A 20,038-nucleotide genomic window follows, 5' to 3' on the forward strand; every position below is an offset into this window, starting at 1 on the left:
TAAAAGGATTTAGACTTGACAATCAATTTTAAATCTCATTTCTAAAAAAGAATCAATTTTAATCAATAATTATTTTTTCAATAGTTGAAGTGGAATCGCACCGTTTTACATATATATGTATGTTCTCTAACTCATTTTCACCTGTAATATAATATTCAGCACAAGGTTTTTCTCTTGGATTTCCTTTTCCAAAATCAACATCACCGGAATACAAAATTGTGGAAATTTTTAAAGTATCAATATTAAATTTTTCCATAGTGCTTTTAGCTTCATCAGAAAAAACTCTTTTTTTAATTCTAATAGTTTTTAAAGTCCTCGCATCCATTCCATAGTCGAAAGTAGCTTGTTTCTTTTGCCAAAAAAAATAAACACCAATAGACCCTAATGATAAACCAACTAAATAATACCCTATTCTTTTTAAAAGCATTGTCAAAATTTGAAATGTAAAGTTACCTTTTTTTGGGGCTATTTTCTGAAGATAAGACGATTTTATTTCTTGATGTTTACCATAATAAACTTTTCAAATTTAAGCATTTTTTTTTGCTTTAAATTCTTAAAGAATCAATAAATTAATATCTCTAAAAGGTAAATCAAACCAATCACCAACTGTTTTGTTTGTTAAAATTCCGTGATAAAAATACATGCCATTTCGTAAGCTTTTATCAAAGCGGGCGGCATTTTCAAAACCACCTTCTTCAGCAATATTTAATAAATATGGAGTCAAAATATTACTAATAGACAAAGATGCGGTTCTAGCATAACGCGCAGGAATATTAGGTACACAATAATGTATTATTCCATGTTTTACAAAAGTTGGTGTAAGATGAGTGGTTACATTAGAAGTTTCAAAACATCCACCTCTATCTATACTTACATCAACAATAATAGCACCTTCTTTCATTTGCTCAACCATCATTTCGGTAGCGATAATTGGAGATCTATTTTTACCTCTTATGGCACCAATAGCAACATCACATCTCATTAATGCTTTTGTAATTGATTTTGGCTGCAAAGTGGACGTATATATAGGCGCATTTAAACAATTTTGTAGTTTACGAAGTTTGGTAATAGAATTATCAAAAACTTTAACTCTTGCTCCCAATCCTATGGCAGTTCTTGCGGCATATTCGCCAACAGTTCCAGCTCCAAAAATAACGACACTTGTTGGTGGAACTCCACCTATATTGCCAAATAACAGTCCATTTCCTTTATTTACGCCGCTCATTAATTCACCAGCAATTAAAATAGAAGCTGTACCCGCAATTTCACTCAACGATTTTACAATAGGGTAGGTTTCGTGTTCATCTTTTATAAAATCAAAAGCCACTGCTGTAATTCTTTTTTTTGCTAAACTGTCAAAGTAATTTTTAGATTGTGTTTTTAACTGAAGTGAAGAAATTAATATGGTTTGTGGATTTATATATTCAATTTCCTTTTCTGTTGGAGGAGCTACTTTTAAAACAATATTACATTTAAAAGCTTCTTTAAGATCATAAGAAATTTTTGCACCAGCTTCAGAATATTCTTTGTCGGTATAATTTGCGCCATCGCCTGCACCCGTTTCTACAACAATTCTATGACCATGAGAAGTTAATGCCGTTACTGCATCTGGCGTTAAGCAAACTCGCTTTTCACCTAAATAAGTTTCTTTTGGAAGGCCAATAAATAGTTCTCCTTTTTGTTTTTTAATTTCTAGCATTTCTGCTTGTGGTAATAACTCTTCTTTACTAAAAGGAGAAAATTGACTCATAGTTTGGTTATTTTAATTGCATATTGCGTTTTCCATTATCTAAAGTTGTAAGATGAATTTCAACAGCATCTAAAGGTAGTAAATTTTCAATATTTTCAGGCCATTCAATTAAACACCAATCATTATTGTAAAAATATTCTTCAATCCCCATGTCTAATGCTTCTTCTTCATTCGTAATTCTATAAAAATCAAAGTGAAAAACTTTTTGGTCTGATGATGTTTTATATTCATTTACCAATGAAAAAGTAGGAGAAGAAATATTGTCTAAAACACTTAATTGTTTACAAATTTCTTTAATTAATGTAGTTTTTCCAACACCCATTTGTCCATAAAACAACAATGTTTTAATTTTCACTGATGAGATAATAATGGCAGCAATAGATGATAAATCTTCTAAAGAATAGTTTTTATTCATATTGCAAAAATAGATTGTTTTACTAAAATAACTTTTGATTTTAGTGAAAAAAAATGATATCAACTATTCTTGTTTTATGTGTCTATTAAAATTGTTATCACAAAGAACTGTGAGAGAACAATTTTTTTAAAGAGTATAGGTTTATTTTCTTTGTTATTATTAGAATGATCTTACTATTTAGGGCTATAAACAGCGCATGGAATAATCATTTCTTCAAGAGATACACCTCCATGTTGATAGGTGTTTTTATAGTATTTTACAAAATGATTAAAATTGTTTGGATACGCAAAAAACAGATCTTCTTTCGCGAAAATAAATGGACTATTCATAGCAACAGTTGGTAAGAAAATATCTTTAGGGTTTCTAACTGCATACACATCTTTCTCCTCATAAGACAAGCTTTTACCAGTTTTATAACGCAAGTTTGAGCTGATGTTTTTATCGCCAACTACTTTTGTGGGGTGTTTGCAATTAATCGTCCCATGATCTGTAGTAATTATTAATTTCTGACCTAGCTGTTGTGCTTTTTGTATAATTTCAAATAAAGGTGAATTTTTAAACCAACTTAAAGTCAAGCTTCTGTAAGCTTTATCATCTCCCGCCAATTCTTTAATCACTTCCATTTCGGTTTTAGAATGAGACAACATATCAACAAAGTTGTAAACCACGGCAGTTAAGTCATTTTGTTTTGTACCGTTAAAATTATCTGCTAACTCCTTTCCACTTTTTAAATTGGTTATTTTATAATATTCATGTTTTATATCTAAATTTAATCTTTTAATTTGAGCAGTTAAAAAATCATTTTCAAAGAGATTCATTCCACCTTCATCAGTGTCATTTTTCCAGAAATTAGGATAACGTTTTTCCATTTCCGATGGCATGAAACCAGAAAAAATTGCATTTCTAGCATATTGAGTAGCAGTAGGTAAAATGGAAAAATAAGAATATTCTTGCTCTTTTTTGTAATAGCTATTGATAAGAGGTTCTAAAATTCTGTATTGATCATATCTTAAATTATCAATTATAATCCATAAAACTCCTTTTTCTTTACTCAGTTCTGGAACCACATAGTCTTTAAATAAAGTATTAGAAAGAGTAGGTCTATCATGTGCGGTTAAAAAATCCTCATAATTTCTTTTGATGAATTTAAAAAACTGATTATTCGCTTCTTGTTTCTGACTTTCTAAAATACCCAACATTCCAGAATCGCTAATGTTTTCTAATTCTAATTCCCAATGAACTAATTTTTTGTAAAGTTCAATCCAATCTTCATAGCTGTTTACCATTGCTAAATCCGTAGAGATTTTCCTAAATTCTTGTTGATAAATAGAAGTGGTTTTTTCAGAAATTAAGCGAGAATGGTCTAAGTTTTTTTTCAAACTCAACAGAATCTGACTAGGGTTTACAGGTTTAATTAAATAGTCTGCTATTTTAGAGCCAATGGCTTCTTCCATAATATATTCTTCCTCGCTCTTAGTAATCATTACAACAGGTAAATTAGCCTGTTTTTGTTTAATTTCTGCTAGTGTATCTAAACCTGTTAAACCAGGCATATTTTCATCTAAAAAGACAATATCAAAATTTTCTTCATTTACTAAATCAATAGCATCAGCCCCGTTTGTGCAAGTGGTTACCTTGTAATTTTTACGCTCTAAAAAAAGAATGTGAGGTTTTAGTAATTCAATTTCATCATCAACCCATAAAATCTGTATGCTGCTCATAAACTTCCTTTAAATTTTAACATTTAACGTTAAAAGTACTGTTTTGTTATATTTTTTGTTCTTTTAAAATGATAAAATATTGCCAAAAAAAATAATGTTTGTATTTTGCGATACATTGATAAAACCCATCTTTTGAAGAGACAAACACCAAATAAATTAAAAATTTTAAATGATCCAATTTATGGGTTTATTCAAATTCCAAATTCGTTAATTTTTGACATAATAGAACATCCTTATTTTCAGCGTTTAAGGAGGATTTCACAAATGGGTTTTTCAAATTTGGTGTATCCTGGAGCAAATCATACACGTTTTCATCATGCTTTAGGGTGCATACATTTAATGCAAAAAGCCGTAAGAGTTTTAAGATTTAAGCAAATTGAAATTACGAAGGAAGAAGAAAAAGCTTTATGCATTGCTATTTTGTTGCATGATATTGGTCATGGAGCATTCTCTCATGCTTTAGAGCATAGTATTGTGCATGGAATTTCACATGAAGAAATTTCATTAAAATTCATGAAAAAGTTAAATGATGAATTTGATGGAAAATTAGATTTAGCAATTGAAATATTTGAAGGAAATTATCATCGTAAATTTTTTTATCAACTTATTTCTAGTCAATTAGATATTGATAGATTAGATTATTTAAAAAGAGATAGTTTTTATACTGGAGTTACGGAAGGCAATATTTCATCAGACAGATTAATCGTTATGATGAATGTTCATGACGATCAATTAGTGATTGAACAAAAGGGAATTTATTCTGTAGAGAAATTTTTGATTGCTAGAAGATTAATGTATTGGCAAGTATACTTGCATAAAACAGGTTTGGTGGCAGAACATATGTTGGTAAATGTTTTAATACGAGCTAAAGAATTAGCAGAAAAAGGAGATGAATTGTTCGCAAGTACTTCTTTAAGATATTTTTTATACAATCAAATAAATCAAGATAATTTTACAGATGAAACTTTAGAAATGTTTTCTAAATTAGATGATTATGATATTTTATCAGCCATAAAAGAATGGACAAACCATGAAGATGAAGTACTTTCTTTACTGTCTCAAATGATTGTTGATAGAAAATTACTACGCATTGAAATTCAGAAAGATGCTTTTGATGTTGATCAAATCAATAAAAAAATAAGCAAGTATTCAAAGAAATTAAATTTATCTGAAGAAGAAACTAATTCCTTTGTTTTTTCGCAAGAAATTAAAAATCAAGCTTATAATTCAGAAAAACCAATATTTATCTTAAATAAAAAAGGAAAGTTAAAAGATATCGCCAAAGCATCTGATCAATTCAATATACAAGCCTTAACAAAACCTGTAATAAAACATTTTATTTGCTATCCAAAGTAAAATGATATTAGCCAAATAGCTATAATTTTTATACTTTTGCGTTTAATGAAATTTACAGCACAACAAATAGCAGATATTTTAGAAGGAGAAGTAGTCGGTAATCCTGATGAAGAAGTTTCTAAGCTATCAAAAATAGAAGAGGGAGAGAAAGGGTCTTTAACTTTTTTATCGAACCCCAAGTACAATCCTTTTTTGTACACAACAAATGCTTCTATTGCTATTGTCGATAAAACTTTTCAGCCAGAAAAACAAATTGCTACAACTTTAATAAAAGTAGAAAATGCTTATAAATCTTTTTCTAAATTATTAGAATTTTATAATGAAGTAAAGAATAATAAGATGGGCAGGGAAGCGCCTCAATTTATAGCTGATTCAGCAGAAATTGGTGATGATGAATATATAGGTGCCTTTTCTTACATTGGAGAGAATGTTATCATTGGTGCTAATGTTAAAATTTATCCTAACTGTTATATAGGTGATAACAGTATTATTGGTGATCATTGTGTTATTTTTTCTGGAGTTAAAATTTATTCAGAAACACAAATAGGAAATCATTGTAAAATTCATTCAGGATGTATAATTGGTTCTGATGGTTTTGGTTTTGCGCCGAATGGAGCGGGAGAATATAAAGCAATTCCGCAAATAGGAAATGTAATTATAGAAGATCATGTAGATATAGGTGCTGCATCAACAATAGACAGAGCAACTTTAGGTTCAACTATTATTAGAGAAGGTGTAAAGTTAGACAACCAAATACAAATTGCGCATAATGTAGAAATTGGAAAAAACACGGTAATTGCTGCACAAACAGGAATTGCGGGTTCAACCAAAATAGGAGAAAATTGTATGATTGGCGGGCAAGTTGGTTTTGCGGGGCATTTAATTATTGGTAATAATGTGAAAATTCAAGGTCAATCTGGAATTACCAAAAATTTAAAAGATGGAGAAAAGGTACAAGGTACGCCAGCAATGAAATATTCAGATTACAGCAAATCATACGTTTATTTTAGAAATTTACCAAAGATTGCAGCATCGGTTCATAAAATTGAAAAAGAATTGAATGCTCAAAATCAATAAATATGATTAAGAAACAAAAGACTATAAAATCAGAAATTACTTTATCGGGTGTAGGTTTACACACGGGTAATACTGTATCAATGACATTAAAACCGGCTCCTATAAATCATGGTTTTGCTTTTAGTAGAGTAGACCTTGAAGGCTCTCCAACTATAGAAGCAAAAGCGGAGTATGTTGTAACTACTCAAAGAGGAACAAATCTTGAGAAAAATGGTGTTAAAATTCAAACTTCAGAGCATGTTTTAGCAGCAGCAGTTGGTTTAGATATTGATAATTTATTAATAGAAATTGATGCTTCAGAACCACCAATAATGGATGGTTCATCTAAATATTTTGTTGAAGCTTTAGAAAAAGCGGGTTTAGAGGAACAAGATGCATACATCGAAGAATACGTTGTGAAAGAAGTTATTTCATATAGAGATGAAAAAACAGGAAGTGAAATTATTTTAATGCCTTCTGATGAATATCAAGTAACGACGATGGTAGATTTTGGCACCAAAATATTGGGAACTCAAAATGCTACTTTAGATCATATTTCTGAATTTAAAGAAGAAATTGCAGATGCAAGAACATTCAGTTTTTTGCATGAAATTGAAATGTTGTTAGAAAATGATTTAATTAAAGGAGGAGATTTAAATAATGCAATTGTATATGTTGATAAAGAATTATCAGAAAGTACAATGCAAAAATTAAAGAAAGCATTTAAAAAAGATGATATTGCTGTAAAGCCAAACGGGATTTTAGACAACTTAACTTTGCATTGGGCAAATGAAGCGGCTCGTCATAAATTATTAGATGTTATTGGTGATTTAGCTTTAATTGGAATACGTATAAAGGGTAAAGTAATTGCAAATAAACCAGGTCATTTAATAAATACCCAGTTCGCTAAGAAATTGGCAAAAATCATTAAAGCAGAAAAGAGAAATTATGTTCCGCAATATGACTTAAACTTACCACCTTTATTAGATATTCATCAAATTATGGATATTCTTCCTCATAGACCACCTTTTTTATTGGTAGATAGAATTATAGAGCTTTCAGATAAACACGTTGTTGGTATGAAAAATGTAACTATGAATGAAGGTTTTTTCATAGGTCATTTTCCTGGTTCGCCAGTAATGCCAGGAGTTTTACAAGTTGAAGCGATGGCGCAATGTGGTGGAATTTTAGTGTTAAGTACTGTTCCTGACCCGGAAAATTATTTAACATATTTCATGAAAATGGATAAAGTTAAATTTAAACAAAAAGTTTTACCAGGAGATACATTAATTTTTAAAGCGGAATTAATTACCCCCATAAGAAGAGGAATTTGTCATATGCAGGCTTATGCTTATGCAAATGGAAAATTAGTTGCAGAAGCAGAATTAATGGCACAAATTGCTAGAAAAAAATAAATTATGAATCAACCATTAGCATATGTGCACCCTCAAGCAAAAATTGCGAGAAATGTAGTAATAGAACCTTTTACAACGATACATAACAACGTAGTTATTGGTTCTGGAACTTGGATTGGTTCTAACGTTACTATTATGGAGGGTGCAAGGATAGGTAAAAATTGTAGAATTTTTCCTGGCTCAGTAATCTCCGCAATTCCACAAGACCTCAAGTTTGATGATGAAGAAACTACTGTAGAAATAGGAGATAATGTTACCATTAGAGAATGTGTAACCATAAACAGAGGCACGAAAGATAGAATGAAAACGACAGTTGGTAATAATTGCTTAATAATGGCTTATTGTCATATTGCACATGACTGTTTTGTTGGAGATAATTGTATTTTATCTAACAATACAACCTTAGCAGGGCATGTAACGATTGGTGATAATGTAGTGTTAGCAGGAATGGTTGCTGTGCATCAATTTGCGTCTGTAGGAAAACACGCATTTGTTACTGGTGGATCTTTGGTTAGAAAAGATGTCCCTCCTTATGTTAAAGCAGCAAGAGAGCCACTATCTTATGTAGGTATTAACTCTATAGGACTAAGAAGAAGAGGATATTCGACAGAAAAAATAAGAGAAATTCAAAATATATTTAGAATTTTATTTCAGAAAAATTATAATTATACGCAAGCAATTGATATTATAGAAGCAGAAATGGAAGCAACTACTGAACGTGATGAAATTATACAATTTATAAAAGATTCACATAGAGGAATTATGAAAGGGTACTTCAATGTAAATTAATTAGTAATTATTTTGAAAATAAAATACTTATAACAAAACAAATAAAAAATTAAATGGCAACTACATCAGATATTAGAAACGGATTATGCATTAGATATAATAATGATATTTATAAAATTATAGAATTTTTACATGTAAAGCCAGGTAAAGGTCCAGCGTTTGTTCGAACAAAATTGAAAAGTGTTACGAATGGAAAAGTGGTAGATAACACATTTCCTGCAGGTAGAAAAATAGATGATGTAAGAGTTGAAACACATAAGTTTCAATATTTATATAACGATGGTGAGTTTTATCATTTTATGAACGAACAAGATTACTCTCAAATTCGTTTATTAGAGAGTGCTCTCGATGTTCCTGAATTAATGAAGGAAGGAGAAACTGTTACTATTATCATTAATTCTGAAGATGATATGCCGTTATCTGTTGATATGCCCGCTAGTGTAATTTTGGAAGTAACACATACGGAGCCTGGTGTAAAAGGAAATACAGCCACTAATGCAACAAAACCTGCAACTGTTGAAAGCGGTGCCACAGTAAACGTGCCTTTATTTATTAATGAAGGAGATAAAATTAAAATTGAAACTACAAAAGGAACGTATCAAGAGCGTATTAAAGAATAATTTTTCTTTCAGATGGATATCAAATAAAGTTTGATGGCTATTTTATATCCATTAGTTTTTTAATCATTTCTTTCAAGAAAAATTAGAGTGCATTTAAATTGAAATAATAAATTGAATTTTAAAAGAATACATACTTTAATAGAAATTGCTCAAATTTTGAATTGTGAGTTTGTTGGTGATGCCTCTTCTTCTATAAAAGGTATGAATGAAATTCATGTAGTAGAAAAAGGAGATATCGTTTTTGTGGATCATCCAAAATATTACAAGAAAGCTCTAGAATCAGCTGCAACAACTATATTGATTAACAAAAGAGTAGATTGTCCAGAGGGGAAATCACTCTTAATATCCGATGACCCTTTTCGAGATTTTAATAAACTAACAATTAATTTTAATCCATTTATTGCCTCTAAAAAAAGTATATCTGAGACTGCAGTTATAGGTTTAGGCGCAATTATACAGCCTAATGTTTTTATTGGTAGCAATGTGAAAATTGGTAAAAACTCTGTAATTCATCCCAATGTTACAATTTATGATAATACAGTTATTGGAAATAATGTAACGATACACGCAAATACAGTTTTAGGTGCTGATGCTTTTTATTACAAAAATAGGCCAGAAGGTTATGATAAACTTATTTCTGGAGGAAGAGTTGTCTTGGAAGATAATGTAGATTTAGGAGCTTCTTGTACAATAGACAGAGGGGTTACAGGAGATACCATAATTAAAGAAGGAACAAAAATAGATAACCAAGTTCATGTTGGACATGATACAGTTATTGGTAAAAAATGCTTAATAGCTTCACAAACTGGTATCGCTGGCTGTGTTATTATTGAAGATGAAGTAACTATTTGGGGGCAAGTCGGGACAAATAGTGGTATAACAATTGGTAAAGGAGCTATAATATTAGGTCAAACAGGAGTAACAAAGTCGGTAGCAGGAGGAAAAAGTTATTTTGGAACTCCGATTTCAGAATCTAGAGAGAAATTAAAAGAAATTGCAGAAATAAAACGTTTTCTAAAAGATAGAAAGAATTCCTAAAATTCTTTCTTAGAAACAATCAATAAACTATTTTTGCGGAACAAATTTAAATAATAAACCATGAGTGTTTTAGTAAATAAAAATTCAAAAATTATTGTACAAGGTTTTACGGGTAGTGAAGGCACTTTTCACGCCGGTCAAATGATTGACTATGGAACTAATGTTGTTGGTGGTGTAACACCAGGTAAGGGAGGTCAAAAACACTTAGATAAGCCAGTTTTTAATACAGTCGCAGAGGCTGTTGAAAAAGTAGGAGCAGATACTTCAATTATTTTTGTACCACCAGCTTTTGCTGCTGATGCAATTATGGAATCTGCAGATGCAGGAATTAAAGTAATTATTTGTATTACTGAAGGAATTCCTACTGCAGACATGGTAAAAGTAAAAGCATATATTGATAATAAAGATACTAGATTAGTTGGTCCAAATTGCCCTGGAGTAATCACCCCAAGTGAAGCCAAAGTTGGAATTATGCCAGGTTTTATCTTTAAAAAAGGTAGAGTTGGTATTGTTTCTAAATCAGGCACATTAACCTATGAGGCTGCGGATCAAGTTGTAAAACAAGGTTTTGGAATATCTACTGCAATTGGTATTGGAGGAGATCCAATAATTGGAACGACTACAAAAGAAGCTGTTGAATTACTGATGAATGATGATGAAACAGAAGCAATTGTAATGATTGGTGAAATTGGTGGAAATTTAGAGGCAGAAGCTGCGCAATGGATTAAAGCTGATGGTAATAGAAAACCAGTTGTAGGCTTTATTGCAGGTCAAACTGCGCCCGCAGGAAGAACGATGGGACATGCTGGAGCAATTGTTGGCGGAGCTGATGATACTGCGCAAGCAAAAATGAAAATTTTAGCAGAAAACGGAATACATGTAGTTAGTTCTCCAGCAAAAATTGGAGAAATGGTTTCAAGTGTCTTAAAATAAACGAGCTCTAAAAAGAGAATGAGATATAAATTCCCGTGAAAACGGGAATTTCTTTTTTATATTTGATCATCAACTAAATAAACAATATGAAATTACTAGAAAATAAATCAGCAATTATTACTGGTGCAACAAGAGGAATTGGACGTGGAATAGCAGTTGAATTTGCAAAACAAGGTGCAAATGTTGCTTTTACCTATAGTTCTTCGGTAGCTGCTGCAAATGCTTTAGAAGAAGAATTAAAATCTTTTGGAGTTTCTGCGAAAGGATACCAATCGAATGCAGCAAATTTTGATGCAGCCCAAGAATTGGCCAAAGAAGTTCAAAAAGAATTTGGTTCAATAGATATTTTAGTAAATAATGCAGGAATTACAAAAGATAATTTGTTAATGCGTATTTCTGAAGCAGATTTTGATAAAGTAATTGAGGTAAATTTAAAATCAGTTTTTAATTTAACAAAAGCTGTGATTAGACCAATGATGAAGCAAAGATCAGGTTCTATTATAAATATGAGTTCTGTGGTTGGTTTAAAAGGAAATGCTGGTCAAACAAATTATGCGGCATCCAAAGCAGGTATCGTAGGTTTTTCAAAATCTGTAGCTTTAGAATTAGGTTCAAGAAATGTTAGAAGTAATGTAATAGCGCCTGGATTTATAGAAACAGAAATGACAGGAAAATTAGATGAAGCAACTGTACAAAGTTGGAGGGATGCTATTCCTTTAAAAAGAGGAGGGAAGCCGGAAGATATTGCAAATGCATGCGTGTTTTTAGCTTCTGATATGAGTTCTTATATTACTGGACAAACTTTGTCTGTTGATGGTGGAATGCTCACATAATCAATTCTTTAGTGTTTTTTTAGCTCATCTATTTTTAGTTACAAATTATCTATAAAATATTACCAACTATCTAATTTTAATGCTGCTAAACAAATTTATATTGTAACTTTAAAGTATAAAAACTATTGTATTATGAATGTAAAAGAAATATCGACCACACATCAAGCTGTTATTGAAGCTTTAAAAGAAAATCATTTGACAAGTTTTCAGATTTTAAAGAAAATAAAAAATATCTCATTAATACTTATTTTGTATAACATACTAGATGATTTAAAAAGTATGGGGATTTTAAAAAGTTACATGAAAGAAGGTGCTAAATATCATTATTTAACGCTATAGTCTAGATAACCTTAAAGCTTCTTTTTATGCTTTAAAAGCGCTTAATCTTTTTTATTATGAAATATTCAGAAACCTGCCACGTTTAACGTTGCAGGTTTCTCTTTTTTGTGCGATATTTATATCTTTCCATTAAAATAAATATATTGCAACTCACTTTCATAATATCTATAACTTTAGGATTTTTATTCAGTCTCTTCGTGGCTTATTTTCAATATTACAAATTAAAAAACAGGATTAAAGTAACCCCAATTTTATTTATTTTAAAAACAGTAAGTCTTTTTCTGTTAATTTTACTTTTAATCAACCCAAAAGTTGAAATAAAAGAAATAAATAATATAAAACCAGTAGTATCAATTTTAGTTGACAACTCTAAATCAGTGTCTTTTTTTCAGGAGAATAAAAACGTCTTAAATTTAATTAAGAATTTAAATGACAATATTGATTTAAAAAAGAAATTTGAGCTTAGCAATTTTTCTTTTGGTGCTGCTTTACAAGTAACGGATAGCTTTAGTTTTTTGGAAAATCAAACTAATATTTCAGAAGCAATACTTGGGGTAAATGAATTACAAAAAGATAAAATTGCACCTATTATTTTACTTACTGATGGCAACCAAACGATAGGATCAGATTATGAATTCCTAAATTCTAAACAACCTATTTACCCTATTGTTATTGGTGATACTGCTAAGTATGTTGATTTAAAAATTACGCAGCTAAATTCTAATAAATACAGTTATATAAAGAATAAATTTCCTGTTGAAATAATTTTAAATTATGAAGGTGATAAAAGTATAACTTCACAGTTTTCAATCTTCACTGATGGAAAAACAATTTTTAGAAAAAATGTTCGTTTTTCACCTTCTAAAAAATCAGTAACGATAGTGGCAAATTTAAATGCTTCTAAAGAAGGTCTGCAATATTTTACAGCTTCTATTAGAAAACTCACAAATGAAAAAAACATCAAAAATAACATTAAGAATTTTTCAGTAGAGGTTATAGATGAACAAACAAAAATTCTTGTTTTAAGTTCAGTTATACACCCAGATATTGGCATTCTAAAAAAGTCAATAGAGCGCAATAAACAGCGATTTGTAGATTTTTTTTTAATTGATAAATTTAAAAATGAATTAATTGACTATGAATTAGTTATATTATATCAACCAAACAATAAGTTTAATTCTATATTTAACCAAATAAAACAAAATAATAGAAATTTTTTCATGATTTCTGGTGCAAATACAGATTGGAATTTTATTAATGAAAATCAATTAGGTTTTAGAAAGATAGCAATTAATCAAACAGAAAATTATGGTGCAATTTATAATGATTCATTTTTAACTTTTTTACAAGAGGATATTGGTTTTAATAATTATCCCCCATTAAAAGATAAATTCGGAGAAGTTTCTATTTCTAAAGAGCATCAAATCTTATTGCACCAAAATATTAACGGAATTCAAACCAAACAACCTTTATTGGTCAATTTTGATGTGAATAATCAAAAATCTGCAGTTTTATTTGGAGAAGGAATTTGGAAATGGAGAGCTGCCAGTTTTTTAACGACCAATTCTTTTGAAGAATTTGATAAGTTTACAGGAAGTTTAGTCCAATTTTTGGCATCTAATAAAAAGAGAGATCGTTTAGAAGTAGCCGCAGAAAATATCTATCCTGCAAATTCAACGGTCAATATTTCAGCATTTTATACAGATAAAAACTATCGATTTGATGCAAGAGCAACTTTAGAATTATTGATAACAAATAAAGAAACAAGAGAAGTTATAAAAATTCCTTTTTCATTAATTAACAATTCTTATCAATTAGAGATTGAGAACCTAACTTCCGGAGAATATACCTATAGAGTTGAGGTTTTAGATCAGGATATTCATAAATATGGGCGTTTTAAAATTACCGAATATCAAATTGAAGAGCAGTTTACAAATGCTAATGTAAATAAGTTAAAACAATTGGCTACAAAAACAGGGGGAAAACTGTTTTATAAAAATCAGATTGATGATTTAAAAAATGAACTTTTAGAAAATAAATCTTTTTATACAGTTCAAAAATCATCAGTTAAACAACAAAATTTAATTGATTGGAAATGGATTTTATTTTTTGTAATTTCTTTAATTACAGCGGAATGGTTCATTAGAAAATTTCATGGTAAAATTTAATTTTATCATACGTGTTTTTTTAACTTTATATGAAAAGCACGAGTCTGTTTAACCTTTATTTGTATTTTTTTATTCATAAAATAAATCGATAATATTAGTCTATGGTTGGTAAATTTTGAATCTATTATTTTAAAAGTGTATTTAAAGATGCTTTAGAAACCTATTTTTGAAAAAAAAAGACTGAATTATAAAATGAATTTGGTGAAGTTTACATGATTATTTTTATTTAAGTCCTATCACTTTATAAATTTAAGTTTCTAAAGATTCTTAGTATATAGATTGTGTTTAAAGAACTTATATCGTAAATTTGATCATAATTAAAAACATATAAAATGGCAAATAATCAAATGGAATTAAATTTACCAAAAGGAGGCATCTTTTTTGTTGTAATAATTGTAGCAGTAATAATTTTATTTTCAAAATCTACGATAACTATTGGTCCTGGAGAAGGAGGAGTTATTTTTGAATCTTTAGGAAGTGGTATAAATACTGAAAGAACGTATGGAGAAGGATTTCATATTGTAGCTCCTTGGAATAGAATGATTGTAAGAAAAGTTCGTCAACAATCTATTTCAGATGAAATGAATGTGCTTTCCGTAAATGGGTTAGAAGTTAAAGTAAATGGTACAATTTGGTATGAACCAGAGTTTAAAAATTTGGGATTACTAATTAAAACGAAAGGAGAAGATTATGAGCGTGAATTGCTAGACCCTGCAATTAATGCAGCAGCAAGAAGTGTTGTTGGACGTTATACACCAGAACAATTATATTCGAGTAAAAGAGATGTAATTGAGCAAGAAATTTTAGATGAAATTCAAATAGTTTTAAAAAATCAATATTTGTTGGTTACACGAGTACTAGTAGAAGATGTTAAATTACCAACTACTATTAGAACAGCAATTGAAACTAAGTTAAAACAAGAGCAAGAATCTTTGGAATACGAGTTTAGAATTGCGAAAGCAGAGAAAGAAGCAAAAAGACAAGAAATTGATGCGGAGGGTAAAGCGATAGCAAATAAAATTTTAAGTGCATCTCTAACCGATAAAATTTTACAAGAAAAAGGAATTGAAGCTACTTTAGAGCTTTCTAAATCTCCGAATAGTAAAGTAATTATTATTGGTTCTGGGAAATCTGGAATGCCAATTATATTAGGAAATCAATAAAAAATTATTTCTTATGATAACATAAAAATCCAGTTAAAAGCTGGATTTTTATTGTTTTATATTCATATATGTAGTTATTTCTTACTACTTCTGCAAAGTGCAAGCACTTTCTAACTTTATATCATAAAAGTAAAATGAAAATTCGTTAGGAAGGCCGTGCTATAAACAAAAAGGATATCTTTAAAAAAGATAGAAGTTCCTAAATTCTATAAATACCAGTTACAAACAATTGACTTAATTAGTTTTTTACCGGAATTTTATTACGTTCTATTTTACCTTTCTTGAGTGCTTTGTAATTTTCATAACAATCTAATACAGCTTCAATCATTTGTAAATCAGACGCTTTTTTAATAAAGTAATCTGAGTAACTGCAATCAACAAGTAAGTCTGTTAATTCTTGTCTATCCATATCTAGATATTCCATCATAACTTCTCTATCAAATTTACCTGCTAACATTTTACGTAAATTATCTTCTTTTTTTAGCTTTTGAAGCTTTCTTAACTGTTTAGGTTTTTTGCCAAAAAGATTATATAAGAAATCAATAGGTTGAAATAAAGCAGCAATAGGAGAGGAGAAGTTTTTACTTTTCGGATTCCCAACTTCATACGTTTGTGGCAAACCGTTAATATGGATTCTGGTAAATCTGTCTTTTGGTACTTGTTTAATGTCTATCTCTAAAACTCCAATTAACTTGGTTGACTTTATAATAACTTCTTTAATTTCTTCAGGCTTTTCATACAGTGCAATCTCTAGCTCATTGCCTTTCAGTAAATCATTTGTAATTTTTAATTTAATTGAAGAAAACCCTAAATAAGAAACTAAAATGGTGTCATTTGTTTTTGTAGGTAGTTCAAAAAAACCTTTTTCATTCGTAATTGTTCCTTTTACCGTGTTCAAATTTAAAACATGAGCAGCACTTAAAGGGTACTTGCTTAAAGCGTGTATAATTTGACCTTTTAAGGTTTTAGATTGGATAGAATCTTTTTGCGAAAATGCGCTTAAACTTAAAAATAAACACAGAATAAATAGGTTCTTTTGCATAATGGCTAATTTAAGAATAAAACGGTATAGAAAGGTTAATATTTTGTGAAGAAGTCATTTTTAATTCTATAAAAGTGCGCGTAACTGGAGTCGAACCAGCACGTTCTTGCGAACACAAACCCCTCAAGCTTGCACGTCTACCAATTCCGCCATACGCGCTTTTTAAGAACTAAAATAAAAAAGTTAAGCAATGAGCTTAACTTTTTATTGTGACCGGGCTGGGGCTCGAACCCAGGACCCTCTCCTTAAAAGGGAGATGCTCTACCAACTGAGCTACCAGGTCTTAATTTAAGAGTGGTGCAAATATACTATCAAACATTGTAATTTGAAATATAAAATCGAATAATTTTTAAGATATTTGCCTAAAATATAAAAAAGTGAAAATAGTTTTATTAGGGTATATGGCTTCTGGGAAATCTAGCGTTGGAAAAAGACTTTCTAAGAAGTTGTCTATGAGGTTTATAGATTTAGATGATTACATCATTGAAAAAGAACACATGTCTATTCAGGATGTTTTTAAAAATAAGGGTGAAATCTACTTTCGACGAATTGAGAGCAAATATTTAAGTGAAATACTGTCGATAAATGATGATTTCATACTTTCTTTAGGTGGAGGGACACCTTGTTATGGAAATAACATGGAAGAAATCAATAAAAGTGATGTAATTTCTGTTTATTTACAAGGAAGTATTCCAACTATAATTAAAAGACTAATTAAAAAGAAAAGCAAAAGACCGCTAATTGCTTTTTTAGGAGATGATAAAATTCCTGAGTTTGTCGCTAAACATATTTTTGAAAGACGTCCTTTTTATGAGCAGGCTAAAATGACTATTAAAATTGATGATAAATCTAAAAAGGAAATTACGGCGGAATTAGAGAAAATATTAAATTAAATAGGCTGTAGCTTCCTTATCTAAAAAATCAATCTGGATGTGTTCTTTGATAGAAGTTGATAATGAAATTCCTTTAAAATCTGCCTTAACAGGATATTTTTTATGATTTCTATTCACTAAAACTGCAGTTTTAAATCTTTTTAAAGGAACATCTAAAAAGTGCTTTACGCCATAGATTAATGTAGTTCCAGAATTTAGAACATCATCCACCAGGACTAATGATTTGTTTTTGTAATCTTTAACTTCTAATGAAGTTGAAACTGGTTCTAATGGTTTCTTCTTATTAATATTTACTTGGCATATAGTTGCCTTTAGAGTAGAAATTTCTTGAATAATTTCCACTAGTTTTTTAGCAAAAATAAAGCCATTTCCCACGATACCAGCAATAACTACCTCTTTTTCATTGCTATTGCTCTCATAAATCTGGTAGGCGATTCTTTTAATTTTTTGGTTTACTTGAACCGTATTTAATATGATGTTACTTTCTACTGTCATAAGTTTTCTTCTGTATCTTCTGTCTCCTCCTGATATCCTTCTATATCCCGTCTATCTTTTTTAGTGGGTCTTCCAGTACCTTTTTTTCGGTAATAATCTTTAGAATATTTTAAAAGTTCATTCTTTTCAAATTCTTCTTTTGGTGTAATATCTTTTCTGTAAATATCTACTAATTTTGCCCCAACTCTGCTCTCTGGTAAATCTAAAACTTTTATTTGATAATTAATTTGATTTTTTCTAACTAAAATCAATTCACTTCCAAAAATTTCTTTGGAGGGTTTTATATTCTTATTTTCAATTTTAACTTGTCCTTTTTTACAAGCTGTAGTTGCTATACTCCTCGTTTTAAAAAATCGGATGCACCATAAGTATTTATCAATTCTCATAAAAAAAGTTAAAAATTAAAGTTTGTCTTTTTACAAAGGTATAAAAATGGTAAATTGCGAGCACAAATTTTGATAATAAATGAATAAAATAAAAAACATAGTAGCTTTTATAGTTTTTACTCTAATTATTTATGCTTGCGGTACCTCGTCTACTGGAGTTGTTGATGATTTTGATTACGAAGCGCAAGCTTTAATGGATAATGATACTTTAGTGAAATTTTTAAAAAATCATTATTTTGATACTTCTGTTGATTCGGTAAAAACTTTAGTTGCTGGAGAGACTGCGCTTTATGATGATTCTAAGTTAAAGTCGATGAGTGTTACAGATTTTGAAGTAGATTATACTTTATATTATTATACTAATAGAATAGGTAGTCCGAGCATAGATAAAGGATTCCCAACAGTAATGGATTCTGTGTTTGTAAAATATTTTGGTCAAAGAATCGTTAATACTGATAGTATTAGTAACTCTTTTGATAATAATAATGGTATTTGGTTTACACTTAATAGCGTGATTAGAGGCTGGACTTTTGGATACACAAAATTCAAAGGAGGAGATAATATAACGGATAATGGTCCAATTACTTACGAAAATGGAGGAAATGGAATTTTATTTATTCCTTCCGGTTTGGCATATTCTAATCAAGGTAAAGGTCCTATTTTAGCAAATGAATCTGTCTTTTTCTATATAAATTTATTTGACTTTGTGCAAGATACAGATCATGATAATGACGGTATCCCTTCAATTAATGAAGATGTAGATGGTAATGGCGATCCTAGAGATGATGATACAGATAAAGATGGGGTTCCAAATTACTCTGATATTGATGATGATGGAGACGGGGTATTGACAAAAGATGAGGATGCTAATGGAGATGGAAACCCAGCAAATGATTTTAGCGATTCTAATAATCCAACATTGGCAGATTATTTAAATCCAGATATTAAATAAATAAATTTAATTCTTACTGAAAAACAAAAAATGCTCTTGAGAAATCAAGAGCATTTTTTAATGAAAGAAGTTTTTGTTATAATTTATAGGACAAACCAATAATAATTTGATTGATTCTAGTATCGTAATTTACATTTCCTAAATTACTCACAAGTTTAGATTTAATTCCAGAGAAAGCTCTTTCCCATCTTAGATCTATTCCTAACTTGCCAAATTCAACTCCCCCACCAAATTGAAGTCCCATTGTTAATCCATCAGCATCTACACTCGTAATATCGTTAATGCTAAAATCAGAAGCTAAAATATATTGAAATGAAGGGCCAATAAAAATATTGCCAATCCCAAAAATTTTCTTTCCCAATAAAACAGGAATATCTATTTTTTGGAAGGAGTAAGTTGTTTCTTTAGATTTATAAAACACTTCATTTTCTAAATTTGTATACACCAATTCTGGTCTAACATAAAAACCAATAATAGGTAATTTAAAACGTAACCAAGCTCCTGCATGATAACCAGTTTTACTTTTTGCGCCAGAGAAAACGTCAGATTGAACCTCTTTAATTGAATTTGAGTTATAGTTTAAACCTCCTTTAACACCAAAATCTAATTGAGCAATCGACGCCTGACTTAATCCTAAAGTCAAACACAATATTAAAATTATTTTTTTCATATTT

General features: G+C 29.7%; 21 protein-coding genes and 2 tRNA genes. 13 read left to right on the forward strand and 10 right to left on the reverse strand.

The window, feature by feature from the left end; translation table 11 throughout:
- Positions 1 to 58: 58 nt before the first annotated feature.
- From ATE90_RS05195 to ATE90_RS05210, 4 genes are all read right to left on the reverse strand, one after another.
- Positions 59 to 427 carry a DUF4258 domain-containing protein gene (locus ATE90_RS05195; RefSeq protein WP_036786568.1) on the reverse strand — a complete coding sequence of 123 codons (369 nt, stop codon included), beginning with the start codon at positions 425 to 427 and terminating at the stop codon, positions 59 to 61.
- 126 nt (positions 428 to 553) lie between these two features.
- Positions 554 to 1,750, reverse strand: a complete 1,197-nt coding sequence (locus ATE90_RS05200; RefSeq protein WP_101450989.1) for an alanine dehydrogenase — start codon at positions 1,748 to 1,750, stop codon at positions 554 to 556.
- 7 nt (positions 1,751 to 1,757) lie between these two features.
- The gene (tsaE, locus tag ATE90_RS05205) at positions 1,758 to 2,165 is read right to left on the reverse strand and encodes a tRNA (adenosine(37)-N6)-threonylcarbamoyltransferase complex ATPase subunit type 1 TsaE (RefSeq protein WP_036786564.1); all 408 of its coding nucleotides are present in this window, start codon (positions 2,163 to 2,165) and stop codon (positions 1,758 to 1,760) included.
- Positions 2,166 to 2,338: 173 nt separating this feature from the next.
- Positions 2,339 to 3,886, reverse strand: coding sequence for a bifunctional response regulator/alkaline phosphatase family protein (locus ATE90_RS05210; protein ID WP_101450991.1), 1,548 nt, complete (start codon positions 3,884 to 3,886; stop codon positions 2,339 to 2,341).
- Between the two features lie 132 nt (positions 3,887 to 4,018).
- On the opposite strand from ATE90_RS05210, the gene ATE90_RS05215 reads away from it, so the two are divergent.
- From ATE90_RS05215 to ATE90_RS05265, 11 genes are all read left to right on the forward strand, one after another.
- Complete coding sequence (locus ATE90_RS05215; RefSeq protein WP_180335176.1) at positions 4,019 to 5,242, forward strand: HD domain-containing protein; 1,224 nt, start codon at positions 4,019 to 4,021, stop codon at positions 5,240 to 5,242.
- Between the two features lie 45 nt (positions 5,243 to 5,287).
- Complete coding sequence (lpxD, locus tag ATE90_RS05220; RefSeq protein WP_036786560.1) at positions 5,288 to 6,319, forward strand: UDP-3-O-(3-hydroxymyristoyl)glucosamine N-acyltransferase; 1,032 nt, start codon at positions 5,288 to 5,290, stop codon at positions 6,317 to 6,319.
- Between the two features lie 2 nt (positions 6,320 to 6,321).
- Positions 6,322 to 7,713 (forward strand): bifunctional UDP-3-O-[3-hydroxymyristoyl] N-acetylglucosamine deacetylase/3-hydroxyacyl-ACP dehydratase, encoded by a 1,392-nt coding sequence (locus tag ATE90_RS05225; RefSeq protein ID WP_036786557.1) that lies wholly within the window; start codon positions 6,322 to 6,324, stop codon positions 7,711 to 7,713.
- Between the two features lie 3 nt (positions 7,714 to 7,716).
- On the forward strand, positions 7,717 to 8,502 hold the full coding sequence (lpxA, locus tag ATE90_RS05230) for an acyl-ACP--UDP-N-acetylglucosamine O-acyltransferase (protein ID WP_101450993.1): 786 nt from the start codon (positions 7,717 to 7,719) through the stop codon (positions 8,500 to 8,502).
- A gap of 53 nt (positions 8,503 to 8,555) precedes the next feature.
- On the forward strand, positions 8,556 to 9,122 hold the full coding sequence (gene efp / locus ATE90_RS05235; protein WP_036786554.1) for an elongation factor P: 567 nt from the start codon (positions 8,556 to 8,558) through the stop codon (positions 9,120 to 9,122).
- 111 nt (positions 9,123 to 9,233) lie between these two features.
- Entirely contained in the window at positions 9,234 to 10,160 is a 927-nt protein-coding gene (locus ATE90_RS05240; protein WP_036786553.1) for a UDP-3-O-(3-hydroxymyristoyl)glucosamine N-acyltransferase, read from the forward strand.
- Positions 10,161 to 10,220: 60 nt separating this feature from the next.
- Complete coding sequence (gene sucD / locus ATE90_RS05245) at positions 10,221 to 11,093, forward strand: succinate--CoA ligase subunit alpha (protein ID WP_036786551.1); 873 nt, start codon at positions 10,221 to 10,223, stop codon at positions 11,091 to 11,093.
- Between the two features lie 86 nt (positions 11,094 to 11,179).
- Complete coding sequence (fabG, locus tag ATE90_RS05250) at positions 11,180 to 11,926, forward strand: 3-oxoacyl-[acyl-carrier-protein] reductase (protein WP_036786549.1); 747 nt, start codon at positions 11,180 to 11,182, stop codon at positions 11,924 to 11,926.
- A 132-nt stretch (positions 11,927 to 12,058) separates the two neighbouring features.
- Positions 12,059 to 12,265, forward strand: coding sequence for a hypothetical protein (locus ATE90_RS05255; protein ID WP_036786547.1), 207 nt, complete (start codon positions 12,059 to 12,061; stop codon positions 12,263 to 12,265).
- A gap of 377 nt (positions 12,266 to 12,642) precedes the next feature.
- Complete coding sequence (locus tag ATE90_RS05260) at positions 12,643 to 14,433, forward strand: VWA domain-containing protein (protein ID WP_254712297.1); 1,791 nt, start codon at positions 12,643 to 12,645, stop codon at positions 14,431 to 14,433.
- A 332-nt stretch (positions 14,434 to 14,765) separates the two neighbouring features.
- Positions 14,766 to 15,596, forward strand: coding sequence for a prohibitin family protein (locus ATE90_RS05265; protein ID WP_036786544.1), 831 nt, complete (start codon positions 14,766 to 14,768; stop codon positions 15,594 to 15,596).
- A 238-nt stretch (positions 15,597 to 15,834) separates the two neighbouring features.
- Here the strand turns inward: ATE90_RS05265 and ATE90_RS05270 are convergent, their stop codons facing one another.
- The 3 genes from ATE90_RS05270 to ATE90_RS05280 form a co-directional block, all read right to left on the reverse strand.
- The gene (locus ATE90_RS05270) at positions 15,835 to 16,638 is read right to left on the reverse strand and encodes a carboxypeptidase-like regulatory domain-containing protein (RefSeq protein ID WP_036786542.1); all 804 of its coding nucleotides are present in this window, start codon (positions 16,636 to 16,638) and stop codon (positions 15,835 to 15,837) included.
- A 75-nt stretch (positions 16,639 to 16,713) separates the two neighbouring features.
- Positions 16,714 to 16,797, reverse strand: a tRNA-Leu gene (locus ATE90_RS05275).
- A gap of 51 nt (positions 16,798 to 16,848) precedes the next feature.
- Positions 16,849 to 16,921 (reverse strand) — tRNA-Lys (locus ATE90_RS05280).
- A 94-nt stretch (positions 16,922 to 17,015) separates the two neighbouring features.
- On the opposite strand from ATE90_RS05280, the gene ATE90_RS05285 reads away from it, so the two are divergent.
- Positions 17,016 to 17,531: a shikimate kinase gene (locus tag ATE90_RS05285; protein WP_036786540.1), complete on the forward strand. Its 516-nt coding sequence runs from the start codon at positions 17,016 to 17,018 to the stop codon at positions 17,529 to 17,531.
- Here the strand turns inward: ATE90_RS05285 and ATE90_RS05290 are convergent.
- Positions 17,523 to 18,026 (reverse strand): phosphoribosyltransferase family protein, encoded by a 504-nt coding sequence (locus ATE90_RS05290; RefSeq protein ID WP_036786538.1) that lies wholly within the window; start codon positions 18,024 to 18,026, stop codon positions 17,523 to 17,525. The two genes, ATE90_RS05285 and ATE90_RS05290, sit on opposite strands and share 9 nt — an antisense overlap.
- Positions 18,023 to 18,412 carry an RNA-binding S4 domain-containing protein gene (locus tag ATE90_RS05295; protein WP_036786536.1) on the reverse strand — a complete coding sequence of 130 codons (390 nt, stop codon included), beginning with the start codon at positions 18,410 to 18,412 and terminating at the stop codon, positions 18,023 to 18,025. Before ATE90_RS05295 ends, ATE90_RS05290 begins: the two co-directional genes overlap by 4 nt.
- A 79-nt stretch (positions 18,413 to 18,491) precedes the next feature.
- Here ATE90_RS05295 and ATE90_RS05300 point away from each other — a divergent pair, with 79 nt between their 5' ends.
- A complete protein-coding gene (locus ATE90_RS05300) occupies positions 18,492 to 19,364 on the forward strand; it encodes an FKBP-type peptidyl-prolyl cis-trans isomerase (protein WP_036786533.1) in 873 nt (290 codons plus the stop codon).
- A 76-nt stretch (positions 19,365 to 19,440) separates the two neighbouring features.
- Here the strand turns inward: ATE90_RS05300 and ATE90_RS05305 are convergent, their stop codons facing one another.
- A complete protein-coding gene (locus tag ATE90_RS05305; RefSeq protein WP_036786531.1) occupies positions 19,441 to 20,034 on the reverse strand; it encodes a porin family protein in 594 nt (197 codons plus the stop codon).
- Positions 20,035 to 20,038: the final 4 nt, after the last annotated feature.

Source organism: Polaribacter sp. Hel1_33_96 (assembly GCF_002846595.1).
Taxonomy (GTDB): domain Bacteria; phylum Bacteroidota; class Bacteroidia; order Flavobacteriales; family Flavobacteriaceae; genus Polaribacter.